This window comes from Caballeronia novacaledonica, from assembly GCF_900258035.1.
GTDB lineage: Bacteria > Pseudomonadota > Gammaproteobacteria > Burkholderiales > Burkholderiaceae > Caballeronia > Caballeronia novacaledonica.
Genome location: NZ_OGTP01000004.1, coordinates 345264 through 364106 on the forward strand (window position 1 = coordinate 345264; position 18843 = coordinate 364106).

At 61.3% G+C, this 18843-nt stretch carries 19 protein-coding genes and 1 pseudogene; 12 read left to right on the plus strand and 8 right to left on the minus strand.

The features are described 5' to 3' along the window. Positions 1 to 59: 59 nt before the first annotated feature. From NOV72_RS09570 to NOV72_RS09585, 4 genes and pseudogenes are all read right to left on the minus strand, one after another. A complete protein-coding gene (locus NOV72_RS09570) occupies positions 60 to 911 on the minus strand; it encodes a carbohydrate ABC transporter permease (protein WP_106854332.1) in 852 nt (283 codons plus the stop codon). Between the two features lie 18 nt (positions 912 to 929). After that, positions 930 to 1832: a carbohydrate ABC transporter permease gene (locus NOV72_RS09575; protein WP_106854333.1), complete on the minus strand. Its 903-nt coding sequence runs from the start codon at positions 1830 to 1832 to the stop codon at positions 930 to 932. A gap of 58 nt (positions 1833 to 1890) precedes the next feature. Beyond that, entirely contained in the window at positions 1891 to 3132 is a 1242-nt protein-coding gene (locus NOV72_RS09580) for an ABC transporter substrate-binding protein (RefSeq protein WP_181290951.1), read from the minus strand. 25 nt (positions 3133 to 3157) lie between these two features. Further along, positions 3158 to 3838: pseudogene (locus NOV72_RS09585) on the minus strand (TOBE domain-containing protein); the annotation flags it as partial. 31 nt (positions 3839 to 3869) lie between these two features. Between NOV72_RS09585 and NOV72_RS31870 the strand changes: the two are divergent. Both NOV72_RS31870 and NOV72_RS09590 read left to right on the plus strand, forming a co-directional pair. Beyond that, positions 3870 to 4070, plus strand: a complete 201-nt coding sequence (locus tag NOV72_RS31870; RefSeq protein WP_146149970.1) for a hypothetical protein — start codon at positions 3870 to 3872, stop codon at positions 4068 to 4070. 120 nt (positions 4071 to 4190) lie between these two features. Further along, entirely contained in the window at positions 4191 to 5204 is a 1014-nt protein-coding gene (locus NOV72_RS09590) for a LacI family DNA-binding transcriptional regulator (RefSeq protein ID WP_106854336.1), read from the plus strand. 12 nt (positions 5205 to 5216) lie between these two features. Here NOV72_RS09590 and NOV72_RS09595 read toward each other — a convergent pair whose 3' ends face one another. Then, positions 5217 to 6260, minus strand: coding sequence for a LacI family DNA-binding transcriptional regulator (locus NOV72_RS09595; protein ID WP_106854337.1), 1044 nt, complete (start codon positions 6258 to 6260; stop codon positions 5217 to 5219). A gap of 209 nt (positions 6261 to 6469) precedes the next feature. Between NOV72_RS09595 and NOV72_RS09600 the strand changes: the two genes are divergently transcribed. The 4 genes from NOV72_RS09600 to NOV72_RS09615 all read left to right on the plus strand — a co-directional run bounded on the left by NOV72_RS09600 (position 6470) and on the right by NOV72_RS09615 (position 11003). After that, positions 6470 to 8434: a beta-galactosidase gene (locus NOV72_RS09600; RefSeq protein ID WP_106854379.1), complete on the plus strand. Its 1965-nt coding sequence runs from the start codon at positions 6470 to 6472 to the stop codon at positions 8432 to 8434. 81 nt (positions 8435 to 8515) lie between these two features. After that, entirely contained in the window at positions 8516 to 9733 is a 1218-nt protein-coding gene (locus tag NOV72_RS09605) for an ABC transporter substrate-binding protein (RefSeq protein WP_425428722.1), read from the plus strand. Between the two features lie 99 nt (positions 9734 to 9832). Beyond that, on the plus strand, positions 9833 to 10105 hold the full coding sequence (locus NOV72_RS09610; protein WP_245932959.1) for an ArsR/SmtB family transcription factor: 273 nt from the start codon (positions 9833 to 9835) through the stop codon (positions 10103 to 10105). A gap of 187 nt (positions 10106 to 10292) precedes the next feature. Further along, positions 10293 to 11003 carry an IS6 family transposase gene (locus NOV72_RS09615; RefSeq protein WP_425428723.1) on the plus strand — a complete coding sequence of 237 codons (711 nt, stop codon included), beginning with the start codon at positions 10293 to 10295 and terminating at the stop codon, positions 11001 to 11003. 1096 nt (positions 11004 to 12099) lie between these two features. Here NOV72_RS09615 and NOV72_RS09625 read toward each other — a convergent pair. Then, positions 12100 to 13329 carry a tyrosine-type recombinase/integrase gene (locus NOV72_RS09625; protein ID WP_245932960.1) on the minus strand — a complete coding sequence of 410 codons (1230 nt, stop codon included), beginning with the start codon at positions 13327 to 13329 and terminating at the stop codon, positions 12100 to 12102. Between the two features lie 130 nt (positions 13330 to 13459). Between NOV72_RS09625 and NOV72_RS09630 the strand changes: the two genes are divergently transcribed. From NOV72_RS09630 to NOV72_RS09640, 3 genes are all read left to right on the plus strand, one after another. Then, positions 13460 to 14476 (plus strand): DNA-binding protein, encoded by a 1017-nt coding sequence (locus NOV72_RS09630; RefSeq protein WP_106854341.1) that lies wholly within the window; start codon positions 13460 to 13462, stop codon positions 14474 to 14476. Between the two features lie 120 nt (positions 14477 to 14596). Then, the gene (gene relB, locus NOV72_RS09635; protein ID WP_245932961.1) at positions 14597 to 14839 is read left to right on the plus strand and encodes a type II toxin-antitoxin system RelB family antitoxin; all 243 of its coding nucleotides are present in this window, start codon (positions 14597 to 14599) and stop codon (positions 14837 to 14839) included. A 71-nt stretch (positions 14840 to 14910) separates the two neighbouring features. Further along, complete coding sequence (locus NOV72_RS09640) at positions 14911 to 15189, plus strand: HU family DNA-binding protein (protein WP_106854342.1); 279 nt, start codon at positions 14911 to 14913, stop codon at positions 15187 to 15189. A gap of 78 nt (positions 15190 to 15267) precedes the next feature. Here the strand turns inward: NOV72_RS09640 and NOV72_RS09645 are convergent, their stop codons facing one another. Continuing rightward, entirely contained in the window at positions 15268 to 15471 is a 204-nt protein-coding gene (locus tag NOV72_RS09645; protein WP_106854343.1) for a hypothetical protein, read from the minus strand. Positions 15472 to 15562: 91 nt separating this feature from the next. On the opposite strand from NOV72_RS09645, the gene NOV72_RS09650 reads away from it, so the two are divergent. The 3 genes from NOV72_RS09650 (at position 15563) to NOV72_RS09660 (ending at position 18279) form a co-directional block, all read left to right on the plus strand. Next, entirely contained in the window at positions 15563 to 16006 is a 444-nt protein-coding gene (locus tag NOV72_RS09650) for an SET domain-containing protein (RefSeq protein ID WP_106854344.1), read from the plus strand. A 151-nt stretch (positions 16007 to 16157) separates the two neighbouring features. Beyond that, positions 16158 to 17048, plus strand: a complete 891-nt coding sequence (locus NOV72_RS09655; protein ID WP_245932962.1) for a hypothetical protein — start codon at positions 16158 to 16160, stop codon at positions 17046 to 17048. 775 nt (positions 17049 to 17823) lie between these two features. Beyond that, the gene (locus NOV72_RS09660) at positions 17824 to 18279 is read left to right on the plus strand and encodes a DUF1016 N-terminal domain-containing protein (RefSeq protein ID WP_245932963.1); all 456 of its coding nucleotides are present in this window, start codon (positions 17824 to 17826) and stop codon (positions 18277 to 18279) included. 32 nt (positions 18280 to 18311) lie between these two features. On the opposite strand, the gene NOV72_RS09665 is transcribed toward NOV72_RS09660, so the two are convergent. Next, on the minus strand, positions 18312 to 18843 hold a 532-nt coding region (locus NOV72_RS09665), incomplete at its 5' end, for an IS3 family transposase (protein ID WP_106854382.1).

Sequence of the window (18843 nt, forward strand, 5' to 3'; positions counted from 1 at the left end):
CTGCGCGCGTCGATGCGCGCGCAGGATCGATTGAAATGGAAAGGGAAGAGCGGCTTAAATCAGCCTTTGCTCGCGCCGAACGTGAGACCCGCGACGAAGTGCTTCTGCATCGCGAAGAACATCAGCACGGAAGGCAACGCCGCGAGCACGGAGCCGGCCGCGACGAGATTCCACGCCGTGGTCCACTGCCCCTTGAGCGCGGCGACGCCGACGGTGATCGGTGCGGCATCGTCGCCTTGCGTGAGACACAGCGCCCAGAAGTAGTCGTTCCATACGAACGTGAAGACGAGAATGCCGAGCGCGGCGAGCGCTGGACGAATCAGCGGCAATACGATGCGCGCGAAAACCGTCCACTCGCTCGCGCCTTCCACGCGCGCCGCTTCGATCAGTTCGAACGGCAACTGCTTGATGAAGTTGCGCAGAAAGAGCGTGCAGAAACCCGTCTGAAACGCGATATGAAAGATGATCAGCGACCATACGGTATTGAACAGGCCGACTTTGAGCGCCATGTCGCGCACGGGAATCATCAGGATCTGGATAGGCACGAAGTTGCCCGCGACGAACGTGAACAGCACGGCCGTGTTGCCGGGAAAGCGATACGTCGCGAGCGCGAAGCCCGCCATCGATGCGAGCACGATCGCGCCGATCACTGACGGCACCGTGATCAGCACGCTGTTTGCGAAGTAGTGCAGCATCGGCGTTTGCGCGAGCGCGGTGCCGTAGTTGTCGACGAGCGCGAAGTGCTTCGGCCACGTCCAGTAGTCGCCCTGCGCGAGTTCGTCGGATGAACGGATCGACGTCAGCAGCACGGCAAGCATCGGCAGGAGCCAGATGAACAGCGCAATCGGCAACGACGCTTTATATAACCTGCGGTTGAACGGTTTCCAGCGTTCGACGGGAAGCGGATACATAGCGGTTCTCCCAGTACCTCAGCGTTCTTCGCGCAACATGCGGCGCAGATGAAACACGATGTAGACGAGCATGATCGCGAACAGCACGACGGCGATCGCGGCCGAATAGCCCTCGCGGTAATACTTGATGGCCTGGTCGTACATGTAATAGGCGAGCACGGTCGAAGAATCGAACGGACCGCCGCCGCTCATCACGGCGATCAGGTCGAAGCTGCGCAGCGCGCCAATCACGGTCAGCACGACGGCCATGAACGTGGCGGGACGCAACTGCGGCAGTATCACGTGCCACAGGAGCTTCCAGCCTTTCGCGCCTTCCATGCGGCCGGCTTCGATCACTTCGGGGTTGATCGACGTGAGTCCGGTCAGATACAGCACCATGCAGTACGGCGTCTGCGGCCAGAGCGCGGCGAACACGATGCCGAACGTGACGGTGTGCGCATCGCCAAGCACCGGAATGCCGTGTCCGACAATCTCTTTCAGAAGACCGAACGCCGGATCGTAGAACCAGCTGAATACGAGCCCGACCACCACGCCTGAGAGCACGAACGGCGCGAAGAACAGCGACTTCACCACGCGCATGCCCTTGATCTGCTGATTCAGATACAGCGCGAACACGAGGCCGAACGGCGGCGCGAGCAGAAACACGACGAGCCAGATCAGGTTGTTCTTCAGCGCGACATAGAACGTATCGCTCTGGAACAGCTCGATGTAATTGCCGAGGCCGATGAAAGTCTTCGGCGTCATCCCGTCCCAGTTATAAAAGCTGAGCGAAATACTGCTGATGATCGGATAGATCACGCACAGCGCGAAGAGCGCGCAGCCCGGCAACAGAAAAAAGAACGCCGCCCGATTCTGCGCGCGCCGCGTCGAGGAAACGCGACGCGCGCGCGTGGAAGGCAGCCGGTCGATCGATGTGGACATGACTAACACCTCGTTGCCCGCTCGCTGCGCACGGCGCAAAGCGGGCGTGCGTACAGGCTTACTTGTGATAGATGCGTTTGCGCGTGACTTCGAGACGTGCAAGCAACGCGTCGATCTGCGACGGATCGTTGTAGAACTGCTGCATCGCCTTCATGCCTTCGTCGGCCATTTCCTTGGTCATGTCGCGATCGTAGAACTGGGCGATGCCGCCCGTCGTGGTCGCGAGCGTCTGGAATCCGACCTTCGAAATCGGATCGTCAGGTTCAGTCGCCTTGCTGTTCGACGGCAACTGGCCCCAGCCGCGCGCGAGATCGGCGTTGATTTCAGGCGTCTCCATGAACGCGAGCAGCTTGTGCGCGTCGGCCTTGTTCTTCGCTTTCGCGGGAATCAGCAGCACGTTGACCGGACCGTCTTCCGCTGTCGGCACTTTTGGGTCGATCACCGGGAAGCGCATGAAACCGATCTGGCTCTTCACATCGGCCGGAAAGCTCGATGAGAAGAAAGTGCCCATCAGCATCATCGCGGCCTTGCCCTGAACGAGGAAAGGCGAGATGGAATCGAGATCGTAGGAGAGCGCGTTGTCGATGTAGTAGTGATTGTCCATCAGCGTCTTCCACGTCGTGTAGACCTTCTTCACGCGCGGATCGGTGTAGGGCGCGTCGCCCGCCATCAGTTTCTGATGAAACGCATTGCCGTTGATGCGCAAGTCGAGGTAATCGAACCACGCGGCGAGCGTCCAGCTATCGCGCGCGGCCACGGCGATCGGCGCGATGCCCGCGGCCTTCAGCTTCTTGCAGTCGTCGAGAAATTCGTCCCACGTCTTCGGCTCGCTCGTGATGCCAGCCTTCTGGAAAAGGTCCTTGCGATAGAAGAAACCGTACGCGTCGTAGCCGAGCGGCGCGGCATACTGCTTGCCGTTATACGTCGATGCTTCCTTCACCGATGCATATTGCTGATCCCAGCCGTTCTTCTTCCAGTCCGGCGACAGATCCTCGAGCAGGCCGCGTTTCGCGTAATAGGCCATGCGCTCGCCGTCGTGCCACGAGACGACATCGGGCGGATCGGTGGCGAGCCAGCCGCCCATCTGCACCTTGTACGCTTCCTCGGTGATGTACGTCACTTTCAGATCGACATTGGGATTCGCCTTCTTGAACTTGTCGAAGGCGTCCTGCCAGGTCGAGCGCTGATTGCCGCGCGCCGATACGTTGACGTTCAACTGGCCGGCCTGCGCATCGGCATACACGCCCGAGAACAGCGCCGCCGATAAGGCGCACATCGCGGCGAACGCGCGCGGTTTCATCTTGATCATTACGTCTGTCTCCTTGTCACTGCGTTGTTGTCTTGTGTATTCGGGCAGTCTGCAAAATGAACGGCTGGCTATCCGTGTTGACGGCGCGCTCAAGCGCAAGACCGTCTTCATCGAAGAGATGACAGGCTTCGGCAGGCATGCGCAGCGCGACGCGTTCGCCGTTGCGCACGTCGACATCGCCCGGCGCTTTCGCGATCAGCGTGCCGCCCTCGTATTCGACATGCAGATAGCTGTGCTCGCCGAGTTGCTCCGTGAGCAGCGCTTTCACGACGAGCGCCTGCGCATCGCCATCAAGTCGAATGTGTTCGGGCCGAATGCCGATGAACACGCGCTGCCTGCGCGACAAACGCGCGCCGTTCACCGCGACGCGCATCGCCGGCTGCGCGCTGTCGCCTTGCGTGAGACGCACGAGCACGTTGCCGGCATCGGTGGACTCGACCTCGCCTTCGATGAAGTTCATGCGCGGCGAGCCGATGAAGCCCGCGACGAACTTCGAACGTGGCCGGTGATACAGGTCGAGCGGCGCGCCCACTTGCGCGATGCTGCCGAAACGCTGCGTATCCGCGCCGGCGTGCAGCAGCACGATCTTGTCGGCGAGCGTCATCGCTTCGATCTGATCATGCGTCACATAGATGACACTCGCCTGTGCGAAGCGCTGATGCAGCCGCGCGATTTCCACACGCGTCTGACCGCGCAGAGCCGGACGGGCCGAGAAACACGCAGAATTCGTGCGCGCCGATTTCGAGATTCAGATCGCGGATGACCGGCGCGTGCCCGCCGTCGAAGGTCTTCTGGATATTGGTGAGGGAAATCGTGGACATGGTGATTTGATTTCCCCGATTCAGCCGACGGAAGTCGTGCGCGACAAAATCTCGCCAAGGCTTGCGCTGCCGGAATTTAAGCGCTTAAACTCGGCGGTGTGCGAATGAACGTCCATGCCTGTCTCCTTGTGTATTTGCCTCAAAAGTTAGCAAACCCGGCACGCGGTGCGCAACATTTGAATACGAGTCTCTTAATGTGGGATTTCTCTTGATTACAGTACATTCTTCATGGCCACGCTGAGCGATGTCGCGCGCCTCGCGGAAGTCACCGCCGCGACCGTGTCGAATGTGCTGCGCAATCCGGACAAGGTGCGCCCGGAAACCGCGAAGCGCGTGATGCGCGCGATCCGTGAGCTTGGTTACCGGCCGAACCTGAATGCGCGCGCGCTCGCCGAAGGCCGTTCCACCACGCTCGCGCTCATGCTCTCCAGCATCGCGAATCCGTTCTATCCGGAGTTCGTGCTCGCGGCCGAACGCGCCGCGCGGCGCGCGGGCTATTTCCTGATGGTCTGCAACACCGACGACGACGCCGAGATCGGCCGCGCGTATCTCACGCAGATCGCGGGCACGCTGGCCGAGGGCGTGCTCGTGCTGAACACGGACATCGCGATCAACGAGTTGTGCGAAACGGCGGCGGTCGGCGCGCCGATCGTGCTGAGCCTGTGGGAGCATCCCGGGCGGTTGCCCGCGTTGCCATGCGTGGCGGTCGATTTCGCGCAGGCGGGCGTTCTGGCGGCACGGCATCTGCTGGAACTGGGCCATCGGGACATCGGCATGCTGATCGGCGATGGCTGCGGCGGCTTGCAGGACGCGCGCGCGACGGGTTTTCGCGATGTGATGCGCGACGCGGGACTCGAACCGGACAACGCCGCCGTGCGCGAAATCCCCGATACGATCGATGCCGGCTACGCCGCGTGCATCGACCTGCTCGCGCGCGAGTCGCATCTCACCGCGCTGTTCGCGACCAACGATCTGCTGGCGATCGGCGCATTGCAGGCGCTGGCGACACGCGGGCACAAGGTGCCCGACGACGTATCGGTGATCGGGATCACGGACATCCAGCTTGCGCATCAGGTGCGTCCTTCGCTGAGCACGGTGGCGATCAACACGGAAGCGATCGCGCAGGCATCCATCGACCTGTTGATCCGGCTGATTCGCGATCCGGATGTTCAAACGCCGCTCGTCGTCGACGTGCCGCCGCCGGTGCTCGTTCGGCGGCAATCGACGGCGGCTCGCAAATAAACCGGAACACGCTCAGGATTCCTTGCGCTTTTTCTTCGACACGGATCGCGTCGAGCCGCGCACGACCAGTTCCGGCGATGACGTGACGCACATCAGCGCCGATGGCTCTTCGCCGCGTGCTGGCCGCTCGATCAACTCGCGCAGCAACGACACCGCCATCCGCGCCGCTTCGATGGTCGGCACGGCAACCGTCGTCAGCGGCGGGCGCGATTCGCGCGCCAGTTGAATATCCGTGATGCCGATGACCGACAGATCGCGCGGCACGTCGAAGCCGAGATCGGCGGCGGCGTGCATTGCGCCGAGCGCGGGCAGATCGTTGGTGGCGAAGATCGCGGTGAGCGCCGGATCGCGCTCCAGCAGTTCGCGCGCGGCGGCGTAACCGCCGGCAATCGTGTCGGGCGCGTGGCGTTTGCTTTTCGCGTATGCCTTGCGGCCCGTTTCGCGCATCGCATCGGCGAAACCTGCGTAGCGGGGCGCGTGAATGCCCGATGGCTTGCTGCCGACGATCGCGCCGATCCGCTCATGCCCGAGTTCGATCAGATGCCGTCCCGCGAGCCGTCCCGCCAGCCGGAAATCCACCGCGACGCACGGCAAACCCGGCGGATCGCCGGGACGTTCCCACATGCACAACACGACCGGCGTGCCGCGCTCTTGCGTGGCGCGCAGATCGTCGAAATCGAGATTGGCGTTCATCACGAGCACGCCTTCGGACAGGTTGCCCGCTATCTGTTCGAGATACGCGCGACCCGCGATGGAATCATCGTTCGTATTGCAAATGATCACGAAATGGCCGCTCTCGCGCGCCGAGCGCTCCACGGCCAGCGCGAACTCCGGATAGAACGGATTAGCGATGCTGGACACCATCAGCGCTAGCGTCGGCGCGCGTCCTTCGGCGAGCGCGCGGGCAGCCAGATGCGGCCGATAGTTGAGCGCCTCGACCGCTTCGAGCACGCGCTGGCGCGTCTCCTCGCCGACGCGCCCGCGATTGCGCAGCACGTTCGAGACGGTGGCGGACGTGACGCCGGCGCGGCGCGCGACTTCGGAAAGCGTAGGCATCGGCGGTTCAATACTCAATATGTGAGACGGGCTTTCACCCATTGCATTGACCGGGAAGGCGGCGCACCATGCGCTCAGCGATCGCGATGCGGTCGTTTTTTTGGGTCCGCATGATTAAGCGCTTAATCAGCGCGTTCATCGGATTACAACACGAACAGGGAAGCGATAGCGAGCGTTTCTTATCGCGCAACGCATCAACGGAAAAGAACATGCGCCTCGGAGTCTGCTACTACCCGGAACACTGGCCGGAATCGATGTGGAAAGAGGATGCGCGACGCATGAAAGCGCTCGGCATCGAACAGGTGCGCATTGCGGAATTTGCGTGGAGCCGCATGGAGCCGTCGCCGGGCGAGTATGACTGGGGCTGGCTTGACCGCGCCGTCGACGTGCTCGGCGCAGCGGGGCTGCAAGTGGTGATGTGCACGCCCACCGCAACGCCGCCGAAGTGGCTGATCGACCGTCATCCGGACATTCTTCCGGTCGGCGCGGATGGCCGTTCTCGTGCGTTCGGCTCGCGCCGCCATTACGATTTCTCGTCGCCGTCGTACTTCGAGGCATCCCGTGCGATCTGCACGGCCATTGCCCGTCGATATGGCGCGCATCCCGCAGTCGCGTACTGGCAGACCGACAACGAATACGGCTGCCATAACACTGTGGTCAGCTATTCGACCTCCGCCGTGCAACGCTTTCGCGAATGGCTGAAGGCTCGTTACAAGACGATCGATGCACTCAATCTCGCATGGGGCACGGTGTTCTGGAGCATGGAATATCGGAGTTTCGATGAAATCGATGCACCCATTGCGACGGTGACGGAGGCGCATCCGTCGCATCGGCTGAACTACCGGCGCTTCGCTTCCGATGAAGTCGCGCGCTACAACCGCATGCAGGTCGAGATCATTCGCGCGTATTCGCCGGGCCGGCCCGTCGCGCATAACTTCATGCAGTTGTTCACCGAGTTCGATCACTACGCGGTCGCGCGCGATCTCGATGTCGCGACATGGGACAGCTATCCGCTCGGCGCGCTCGAAGAGCAATGGTTCGCGCCGGCCGTGAAAAGGAAATACCTGCGCACGGGTCATCCGGATTTCGCATCGTTCAATCACGATGTGTATCGCGGCATGTCGAAACTGCCCTTCTGGGTCATGGAGCAGCAGCCCGGACCGGTGAACTGGGCGCACTGGAATCCGTCGCCGCTGCCGGGCATGGTGCGCCTGTGGAGCTGGGAAGCGTTCGCGCATGGCGCGGGCTGCGTGTCGTACTTCCGATGGCGTCAGGCGCCGTTCGCGCAGGAGCAGATGCACGCGGGGCTGAACACGCCCGACAACCGGCTCGATATCGGCGGCGGCGAGGCGGAACGGGTCGCGTGCGAGATTGCAGCAATCGAATCGGCGAATGTCGATGCCAACGCGGTCGTGCGCGGCAAGATCGCGCTGATCTACGACTACGACGCGAAGTGGCTCTTCGAGATTCAGCCGCAGGGTGCGGACTTTCACTATCCGCGCTTCGCGTTCGAGTATTACTCGGCGTTGCGCGCGCTCGGATTCGATCTCGATGTGATTTCCGCCGATGCATCGCTCGATGGCTACGCGATGATCGTCGTGCCGCCGCTGCCCATCGTGCCGGATGACTTCGCGGCGCGGCTCGCGGCGTCGGACGCGCAGATCGTGCTGGGCCCGCGCACGGGTTCGAAAACGGCCGATGCGCAGATTCCCGCGAACCTGCCGCCGGGCGCGCTTGCATCGCTGTTGCCGATACGCGTGTGGCGCGTCGAATCCATGCGTCCGAACGTGACGGAAGCGGTGACGTTCGGCACTGAAGCAGGACACGCGCGTCACTGGCGCGATCTGATCGACGGCCCCGGCGTCACGGTGCAGGCGCGCTTCGCCGACGGGCATCCCGCATACGTGCGTCATGGTTCGACGCATTACTTCGCGAGCCTCTTCGACGATCGCCTGACGCAGACGCTTTTCGCGGATATCGCGAATCAGGCCGGTCTTACACCGACGCCGCTCGGCGACGATCTGCGCATCAGCCGTCGCGGAAATCTGACGTACGTCTTCAACTATTCGAACGCGCCATACACGATCGAAGACATCGCCGACGAGCGCTTCGTGATCGCCTCGCGCGAAGTCGAACCGCAAGGCGTGGCTGCTTATAAAACGAATACGGCGTGACGGACCGGCAGCGAACAAACCAGGAGACAGGTAATGACAGTCAAAAGACGCAACACGCGCAAGGCTATCGCGGCGGCTGTAATGGCGGTGGCGGCAAGCTTTGCATCGATCGCGGCGACGTCCGTGCAAGCCGGCACGATGACCATCAACATCGCGTTCAAGGGCGCGAGCCAGCGCGCAGTGTGGCAGGAATTGCTCGATGCGTTCAAGAAGGCGCATCCGGATATCGATGTGAAAGCATCGTTCGTCGATGAAGAAGCGTACAAGGTGCAGTTGCCCGGCTGGCTGACGACCGTCGCGCCGGATGTCGTCAACTGGCACAACGGCGAACGCATGGCGTATTACGCGCGGCGCGGGCTTCTCGAAGACCTGAGCGACGACTGGCAGAAGAACGGCTGGAACGACATGTATGCATCGACGAAGGAATCGTCGAGCTATAACGGCAAGCAGTACGCCGCGCCGACGGTGTATTACTCGTGGGGCCTGTTCTATCGCAAGGATCTGTTCCAGAAGGTCGGCATCAGCGAAGAGCCGAAAACCTGGGATCAGTTGATGGACGCGTGCAAGAAGCTGAAGGCCGCGGGCATCACGCCGTTCGCGGTCGGCGGCCGCGATGCGTGGACGCTCGCCGGCTGGTTCGATTATCTCGACCTGCGTCTGAACGGCAACGCGTTCCATCAGCAATTGATGGCGGGAAATGTGCCGTACACCGATCCGCGCGTGAAGAAGGTCTACACGACATGGAAGCAGTTGCTCGACGATCACGATTTCATCGACAACGCGCTATCCTATGATCTCGACGGCGCGCAGCCGTTCCTGTTCCAGGGCAAGGCCGCCATGATGCTGATGGGCACATTCATCACCGGTGGATTTCCGGCGGCCGTGAAGCCGAACATGGGCTACTTCCAGTTCCCGATCATCGATTCGAAAGTGCCGACGGCGGAGGACGGCCCGGTCGAATCGCTGCACATTCCGTCAAAGGCGAAGAACAAGGCGGAGGCGCACGCGTTCCTCGCGTTCATCGAAACGCCGGCGAACGGCGCGAAGCTCGCGGCGGGGCTGGGCTCGCTGTCGGCGAACAGCAAGTCGCCGGAACCTGAAGATCCGATTTCGAAGATCGGCTTCCAGATTCTGTCGAACACGAAGGGCGGCATCGCGCAGTTCTACGATCGCGACATGACCAAGGAAATGGCCGACGAAGGCATGAAGGGCATGCAGCAGTTCATCGCCGATCCTTCGAAGCTCGACAGCATCCTCGCGCAACTCGAGGCAACCCGTAAGCGCATCTACAAGAAATAAGCTCAAACGAAGGTGCCGGCGGATGAACGTCTGTCTGCCCGCGCCTGACTGATAGCTTTTCAGGCGGCAAGGCGCCTTCCATCCCGCAGGATCGTCGTCGTGAGATTGACGATCCTGATCTGGTTGACGGAGCCGAAGAAGCATTTTCCGCCGCAGCAGGACGGCAACCTCGTGGAAGACGGCGTCTGTGTCGGATTCATCACCGAGAAGATCGGTCAGAGCCAGCCGACGGTGACCACGCATATGCAAACGCTGGCGAAGGCAGGGCTGGTCACGTCAAAGAAGATCAAGAATTGCGTCTGCTACAAACGCGATGCCCCCTCGATCGATCGCTTTCTCGGTGATCTCGTTGGCGTTCTGCGTCGACCTTGACGACTGAAGGAGAAACCTATGTTCAGGAGCGTTTTGCAATCGGGCTTCGCGACCGTCATCGCAATGACACTGGCGGCATGTGCGGCGCAACCTGCAGACCCGGCCGCTGCGGCTCTGGTGCAATTAGGGTCGGCGAGTCGGTTAGAGTAGTCGGAGCGAAAAGAACTGATGACCCGCGATGAGCAAGCTGAAGAGTCTGGAAGAGCTGTTCGGTGGACGCCATTTTGATCGGGAGATCATCGTTCTGTGTGTTCGCTGGTATCTGCGCTACAAGCTCAGCCTACGCGATCTGGTCGAGATGATGGCCGAACGGGGATTGTCCCTGGCTCACACGACGATCCTGTGCTGGGTGAGGCGTTATACCCCCGAGTTCGTCAAACGCTGGAACCGCTTTGCGACGCCTGCGGGACGCTCGTGGCGTGTCGACGAGACCTACCTGAAGATTCGCGGCAGGTGGGTCTACCTGTACCGGGCGGTGGATCGGGCTGGCCAGACGGTGGACTTCATGCTCAGAGCGAGGCGCGACGTGGCCGCGGCCAAAGCCTTTTTCAGCAAGGCCATCAGGCATCAGGCCCAGTTGCCGGAGACCATCACGCTCGATGGGTATGCTGCCTCGCACCGCGCGGTGCGCGAGATGAAGGCCGATGGTCTGCTGCCTGAAGACACAAAGGTCCGGTCCTCAAAGTATCTGAACAACTTGATCGAGCAGGACCATCGGCACATCAAATTCAGAACGAACGTCATGCTTGGATTCAAACGGTTCAGGAGCGCTGCGACCACGATTTCAGGCATCGAGTTGACGCATCGAATTCGCAAGGGCCAGTTCGATCTCGCGAAACTCGGTCTCAAGGATGCCGCTGCACCCGTCATATGGAGTGCGGTTTTATCCGCTCGATAAGTTATCCTGCATATATGAAGCGTTTCAACCCGCTTTCCTATTTGCACCAAAACCGTCAGGCTCAGGTCTGATCGGCCCACCAGCCCTTATGCAGGTCGTGGGGCAGCAAGCAAGTCTTGCTGCCCCACGCGAGATGCACCGATCCCTATCTCTCGAGCCTCGGTCCAACTGCAGGAACGCAAGGTCCTGAGGCTATCGAAAAGTTTCTCACTGGCCTCCTTAACAAAGTGCCAGATTTCAAGTTCAAGGACGTAAAGATCCTTATCGACACGCCGACCTACGCATTCGGTGAAGATTCGGTTGGAGCATTAGTTCCGTCGACGGGCAACGTTTACCAGCCGATGTACGCCGGTCGCCCGCGTTGCAGAGCACGGCAATCAAGTTGCTCCGCGAATCTCTTGACACTGTTGCAGCACAGAAGGCATTTAGTCTCGCCAATGAGCAGGAAGCAGGTTGCGCGGATATCGTTACCGCTCATTCGCGGTGTCAGGGTTCCGACGTCCTACGCTGCCCGATCGCTCGGCAACGCAATGCAACTTACATGTGCGGCACGCCGCGCTTTGACTGCCGGCCTATGGGCGGTAATCCTTCGCCGTGGGTGTCAACAAACCGCGGGCCGACCGGCTCTCGCGTCCGGGGAAACGCAGCGCGTGGACTCTTGCGTCGATGCAACTAATGGTCTGCCCATCCGCACCCCAACGAATTGCGCAGCTCAACGATGATCGGGAGCCCGTCTACAAGACCGACAAATGCTTTCAAACACCCAAAAAGTCAGCCTCTGTCAGGCGGAGTGGGCTGGTTGGCCGCGCGAGCAGCTTTCGCCGCGCGACCGATTCAGTGCGAGAAAACCCGTCCCTGAACGCTCTCACCAATCGGCTATTGTCCGCATCGGGCGGCAGCCAGAAACAGACCTCCAAGCACTTGCGCGGCGCGACGCACGTCACGTTTTCTCCGCCCCAATCGATGAAAGTGAGGGTTCGTTTGTCAGCTGAGATCTGTGGTTGAGGTACAAGGACTTTCATGAACGGAATTGCGGTGGCGGATAGAATCGGCAGGCGCGTCATCGGGGACGCGTTGTGTGTCACCTCGCTAGGCTTCACCAGTCTACCCGGTGCTTTTCTTCGGTCTCTTGATGGCGCCGATCTTCGTCGACGTGCAAGTAAATGCTCGTTGTCGTGAGGGATGCATGGCCGAGATTGTCGCGCACCGTACGCAGATCCACCTTGCGATCGGCCATGTGCGAGCCGGCGCTGTGCCTGAGCCAATGCGCGGACGCTTTTTCGAGCAGATCGGCGCGCGCGCTTTGCGCATCGTCACGTTCACGTAGGCGCGCCGCTGCGCCCGCAAACACGTCCTTGACGATGGCGTGCAGCGCCGCGCGCGTGAGCGGCGCGCACGTCGCCGCGCGTTCGTTGGATGCCGTCGCGCCGATCGGCAGCACGAGCGGTGTATCTTCGTTGGGCGAGGGCAGCGCGCTCAAGCCAAGATGCTGCCGATAGCGGGACAGTTCCATCATCAGCTCGCGCGTGGCCGGCACGAGCCGCTGCTTGTCGCCTTTGCCGTGGATAGTGAGCCACCAGCGCAGCGCGCCGTCCGCATCCTGTCGCACAAAGAATCGGCCCATGGTGTTCGCACCGACCTCCGCAATGCGCAGCCCGCCGAGATAGAGCAGGGTGAACAACCATCGGACGCGGTACGCGTGGGCCTTTTCCCGGTCCGTTTGCTTTGGCATCGTCGCAATGAAGTCCTTGACCTCCTGCCAAATGCTCGGCTCCAGATAACGGGTGATGCGGGGCGCCGCGTGGCGCGTGCGTTGGCGCGAGAGCGACAGCGGATTGCCGGCCAGATAACCGGCCTGCACCAGCCACGAGAACATCACGTTCAAGATGACGGTCGCCTGGCGTTGGCTGGACGGCGAGAGCGGACCGTAGAACGGCCGCCAGCGCGGGTCGCTGCGCGGATGCTTGCGGCCGCCCCCGGCCACCCAGGTGCCGGCAGGCTGTGGGTCGGCGAGGAACTGCTGATAGCGCAGGCAGTCTTCATGCGTCAGAGAAGAGAGGAGTTTGCCCATCTCGACGACCGACCAGAGCAGGAGTCGCTCGGCTTCCTTGCGGTAATTCTCGAAGGTGGTTTTCGTGTCGACAAAGCGGGACAGCCAGGCGCGGATCGCATCGAGGTCGTTGTCGGCGGCAATCTGTGCGTGCCCTGTCACGGCACGATTCAGCCCTGCGGAGCCGTCCAGCTTTGCTGGAATGAGGAGCTTGTCGAGCGGTGTCGGTTGCAATGCATACGGCGGCAGGGTCGGCGCAGCGGGCTTGGAAGTCACGTTCGTTCCGGCGACATGTTGGCGTAAATGTTTCAACATTATAAGGGTAATGTCAAATCCGGATATCTATGGCGTCAGATAATTGGCGAAATACGTTTTATTATGTACGCATTGTCATTAGCTTTAATCCATGTCCGACGTCCTCTCCGACGAAACCCGGCTCGCGGCCGATATCGAGCGCCTCAAGGTCGAATTCCCGAAGACGCGCGAGCTCTATCGCGAGGTGTGCGCGCTGCTGTTCTTCCGCTTTGGCGTGCCGCCGACGGCCAATCGCCTCTACACCTTAGTCCGGCGCGGCACCATGAGCACGCCGGCTTCGGTATTGAGCGAATTCTGGGCGGAACTGCGAGAGAAGAGCCGGGTGCGCATCGAACATCCAGATCTGCCGCCCGATCTCAGCGAGGCGGCCGGTGAGCTGATTGGCGCGTTGTGGACGCGTGCGAGCACGTCAGCACAGGCCGAACTGACCGCGCTGCGCGAGGAGGTCGAGGCGCAGCGCGCCGACGCGGAGCAAAAGGTTGTTACGGCACGCGGTGAACTCGGACGCACCGAGACCGCGCTCGAACAGCGCGCCGCCGCGCTGCTGGCTGCGCAGGTCGAGATTCGGGAGTTCGAGCGGCGACAGGCAGAGGAGGCCGCCACGCGCAAAGCGCTTGAGGCGCAGATCAAGCGTCTCGGCGAAGAAGCGGTTGTGCGCGAGCGGGAGCTGGAGAAGGTACGGGACACGTTTTCGCGTGATCTGGAGAAACTTCGGGGGACGGCGGACCGTGCTGAGGAGCGCTTACGCGCGACGGAAAAGCGAGCCCTGCTGGAGATCGATCGCGAACGCAGCGCGGTGGCCAAGGCTCAGAAAGAACTGGCCGAGGCAGCCAAACGCGCCGACAAGCGCGAGGCCGAACATCGACGCGCAGTCGACGCGCTGCAGGCGCAGCAGGGCGATGCCCGCCATCAAACCGGCGTGCTGCAAGGCAAGCTCGCTGCGCTTGAGGCAACACACAAGTCACTTCAAGAGCAGTTGAAGTCGCTGCGCGGAACGACGCGCTCCCCAGCGCGGCGCGCGCCTGCGGCAGAAGCCAGTCCGTCAGTCAGGCGAGCAGCCCGAAAGACAGCCGTCGGCAAAACGGCAAGAGCGAAAGCTCGAACGTAGATAATGACCGGATGGCGCCGCCGAGTGGCGCGATCCATGACCGGTTGGTGCCCCCGAGTCGCGCCGACGGTCAAAAGGAGCAAGCAGGTGAGAAGATCAGCAGAGAATAAGTAAAGGGTCGTGGCGGTGCGCATCGACCCGGTCATCGAGCAGCGGTTGCGCGTGCTGGCAGAGGCCACAGGGCGCAAGCAATCGTTCTTCCTGCAGCGGATGATCGAGGAAGGCATCGATGCGATGGAAGAAATCTGGCTGGCGCCGGACACGCTGGCCAAAGTCCGAAACGGTGGGTTGCCCGAACTGCTCAGCGCACAAAGCACCACCTCGGATCTGTTTGACCTTGATTCGAACGACGCAGTCGCTTAGCGACGGCGATCGTCAGATTCAAAACCGATCGCAAAGATCGCGGCCAATTTTACGAGACAGGAAGGGATTCAATGAACAAACAGGAACTGATCGACGCGGTTGCATCGGAGTCGGGTACAAGCAAGAGCGCGGCCGAAGAGGCAATCAATGCCGCCTTGAACACCATCTCGAAGGAGGTGGCGGCAGGGAGTACCGTTCAGCTCGTCGGTTTTGGCACATTCGGAAGGGGCGAGCGTGCAGCACGGACGGGTCGAAACCCCGCGACGGGCGAAGCGATCGAGATCGCGGCCGCGAAAACTGTCAAATTCACCGCGGGCAAGGCGTTCAAGGATGCCGTGAACCAAGCCTGAACACGGCGAGAACCAGAGGCGCCCGAGGCGGCAGACGATCCAATCGTCCGCTGCCTTCGGACGGACAGTGAGACTCAGTCAGAAAAGCTGAGTCTCGAGGGGCACGAGGTTGACCCACTTTACGGCGGTGCGGCGCTCTTGCCCGTCCGGGTGAATGGAGCGAATCATGACGCGTTGTCCGCGCGCTTCGCCCAGAACTTCCGCGATCCGGTCTTCATAGCGCACCAGGGTGCCGCGCGCCGGCTTGCGTTTGAGTTTCGTGCGACGAGGCGGAGCGGACATTTCCTGACAGGTTGACATGCAATGATGCGATTATGCCTGTCGTCACCTCAGCGCACATTTTTTCGTTCCTTCCCACGCCAGAGTCTCCACCATGCGCCGCATTGCAGTCCGTCACTCGCCCATTCATGGTCGCGGTGTGTTCGCCGCAGCGAATATCTCCGTTGGTGATCCGATCCTCGAGTACAAAGGCGAGATCATCTCGGCGCAAGAGGCGCAGCGCCGATATGAACGGTCGACCGCAGAAGACGGGCATACCTTCTTCTTTGGGCTCGACGACGGACGCATGATCGATGGCGCACAAGGCGGCAACTCCGCGCGTTGGATCAATCACAGTTGCGCGCCCAACTGTGAAGCCGAACAGGAGGGCGACCGGATCTTCATCCGGGCGACACGCAAGATTAAAGAGGGCGCAGAGGTCTTCATTGACTACGCGCTTGATGTCGAAGGGCGCCGAACAGCGGCGCTCAAGCGCCTTTACGCATGTCGGTGCGGCGCTCGCCGCTGTCGAGGCACGATGCTGGATGCGCGTGAGTAGCGTACTTGTTGTGAGGCGCACCTGGCACACGGTGGTCCATGAAAAGGCCGTCGAAAGCCACCAGCGACCGCTTCCTCGACGCGTTGAAATGGATTAGCCTAATCGCTCTTCATCGACGACATTCCTGAGCACGACGACGATGCCGCAAAGCATGCAACAGCTCGATATATTTGCCGACAGCCGCGACGTGGTGCTGCGCAATGACGTCGTGGAGCAATTGCAGCGTCGCCATGCGGTGGACGCGCGAGCCTCATTGACGCAACTCGCCAGCGAATACCCTGAAGACAGCGTGCTGCCTGCGATGACGGTGCTTGTTCGCGAACTTGAGAACGGTTCAAGCCTTCCACTGACCGACCACGCGGAATTGGCCGCGGTCCGGCGACACCTCGAGGAGGATGTGATGCCCGCCGTCCAACGGGTGATGCCCGCACAGGACGCTCATGCGTGGTCGACGCCGTGCTGGCGCTCGCTCGCCCAGCGTGCTGCATCGCTGGTGTTTTGTGGGACCCACACCGAAAGTCACGCCGCGCCGCTATGGCTTCGCGCAGGGGGCTGGGCGGCGGCCACTGAAGCCGTCAATACAATCGATTCGTGGTGGCGCATCCCGTCGCCACTCGCCTGGATGACCGAAGCACGCTATCGAGCGGGCGGTCTCGATGCGGCGTGGCCGCTATTTGCAGAATTGGCGTGGCTGGCACCGTCACGGTTTGCCGCATTGGTTGGCGCGCTTCGCGACGCGTCGCTCGATGCGCTGCGTCAGCGCTTCGATGCTGACTTTTCCGGTACAGGCGAAATCGAGGACTATGTGTGGTTCTCAGCCTGGCTGCTGATAGTCAAGCCAGCGCTCGCAGGTCGGCTGGCCGAGGCTCGCGTGCAGCGAGATTTGCCGGCCTCGCGCGCCACGGCCTTGCTCGGGGAGATTTTGCGTCGTGAACATGAAGGCGACCAGCACGAACTGATCGCCCTTCGCCAAGAACTTAGCCGCCTGCATACGGGTCTGTTTGACGCGTACATGGCAACGCGCAAAGTGCTGCATCGGTGACCTGGGCCGTTTATGTCACCGGCTTTTTTGCTTCCGAATTGCGGCTGCCAATGCAATGCGGGGCGGAAAAACAAAAGCGCGCACAGGTGCTGCTGGCAGCGCTGTGGCGGCGTGCCTGATCACTTGCGAGTTCAGAGTATCTTTCGGACCAATCGGATCAGCCGAATTCGGTGCGGTGCACCCTTCGGCCGCACTTGGGTGCCGCTGCTTCAAGGACTTGATCAGGTGCGCAAACCCTCGTAGTCCGTGCGGTGATGTCAAAGGTTCCAATGCGGTTGTGCGTAGCAGTCGAAGGGCTATAGTAGCAAATCGAGTGTTGCTCTTTCGACGTGCAACTCCTTGGCTGATGCAGGTGGGGCGGCAGCCGAAGTTCGAGGTCGTCGTTCAAACGTGTGATTTCGGGTGTGGCCCTGAGCCGCTCGAACGAGTTACCCCCGAGCGACCGTGACTCGCCCGGCGTGGACAGTGGGCGCGGCGCGTAAAATACCAATGAGCCACCTCGGGGACGGACTTGGATCAAAGCCGACCTGCGGGCGGTCGGAAATCCGCTAGGACATACGGACCATAGCGCTTAAAAACCGGAGAGACTTGGCTGTACGGGATCGTCCATCTGCGGGTGAGGGCTGCGCACCGTCGAAAGCATGTCGAGGTTGGCGAAGTGTCTCGAGAAAGAGGCGGGAGGTGTGCGACGGTGGTTCATCGCATATTCTTCTCGGCCTTCGATGCACGCTCTCAACATTGACGACCGATTGGCCCTCTCCCTTCAAAGAGACTCGTGGAAACGAAAAAGATGACCGATGTGCCTCTGCCTGAAGGCGCCTACAGAGACGCGCTCAGCGATGTGGTCGCGCTCCTTGAAGACGGTCGGCGGGAGGCGGCGAGGAGCATCAACGCACTGATGACGGCGACATATTGGTTGGTCGGCCGTCGGATCGTTGAATCGGAGCAGGGTGGGCAGGGGCGCGCGACGTATGGACAGGCGCTCTTGCAACGCCTGTCAACAGATCTGACGAAGCAGTTTGGAAGGGGCTTCGGTGCTGACAATCTGGAACTGATGCGCCTCTTCTACCAGAGCTATCCCCCAAGCGAGACTTCCGAATCGGTGATTCGGAAATCTCCGACCCGCGTTTCTCGAGCAAAATCCGAATCACCGATTCGGAAATTTTCGCTTCAGCAGTTGGCGGAGCGTTTTCCCCTGTCTTGGACGCATTACGTGCGACTGATGCGGTAATCCCCCCGCTAATAACGCGGGTCAGAAGTAGACTATGCTGCGGCAGTGAGCCGCTGTTTTGGCGTCACGCCTCCAAGGCCCATGTTAGGGCGCTCGTGATTGTATTGCCACATCCATTCGGTCGCGAAGTGCTGCACGTGTGCGAGGTCATCCCAGTGGTATTGCGACAGCCATTCATACCGCACCGTCCGGTTGAACCGCTCCACATAGGCGTTCTGTTGCGGCTTGCCGGGCTGGATGTAGTTCAGCGCGATACCACGCGTCATCGCCCATTGCGTGATCGCCTCACTCAGGTATTCAGGACCGTTATCGCACCGTATCGCCATCGGCCTTCCTCGCCAGCCGATAATCTGATCGAGCGCCCGTATGACACGCGCCGAGGGGAGCGAGAAGTCGACCTCGATGCCCAGTGCCTCCCGGTTGAAGTCATCGATCACGTTGAGCAGCCGGATACTGCGGCCGTCCTTCAATTGGTCGTGCATGAAGTCCATCGACCACACCGCATTCATCGACAACGGCACAACCAAGGGCTGCGGCGCTTGCCGTACCAGCCGCTTGCGCGGC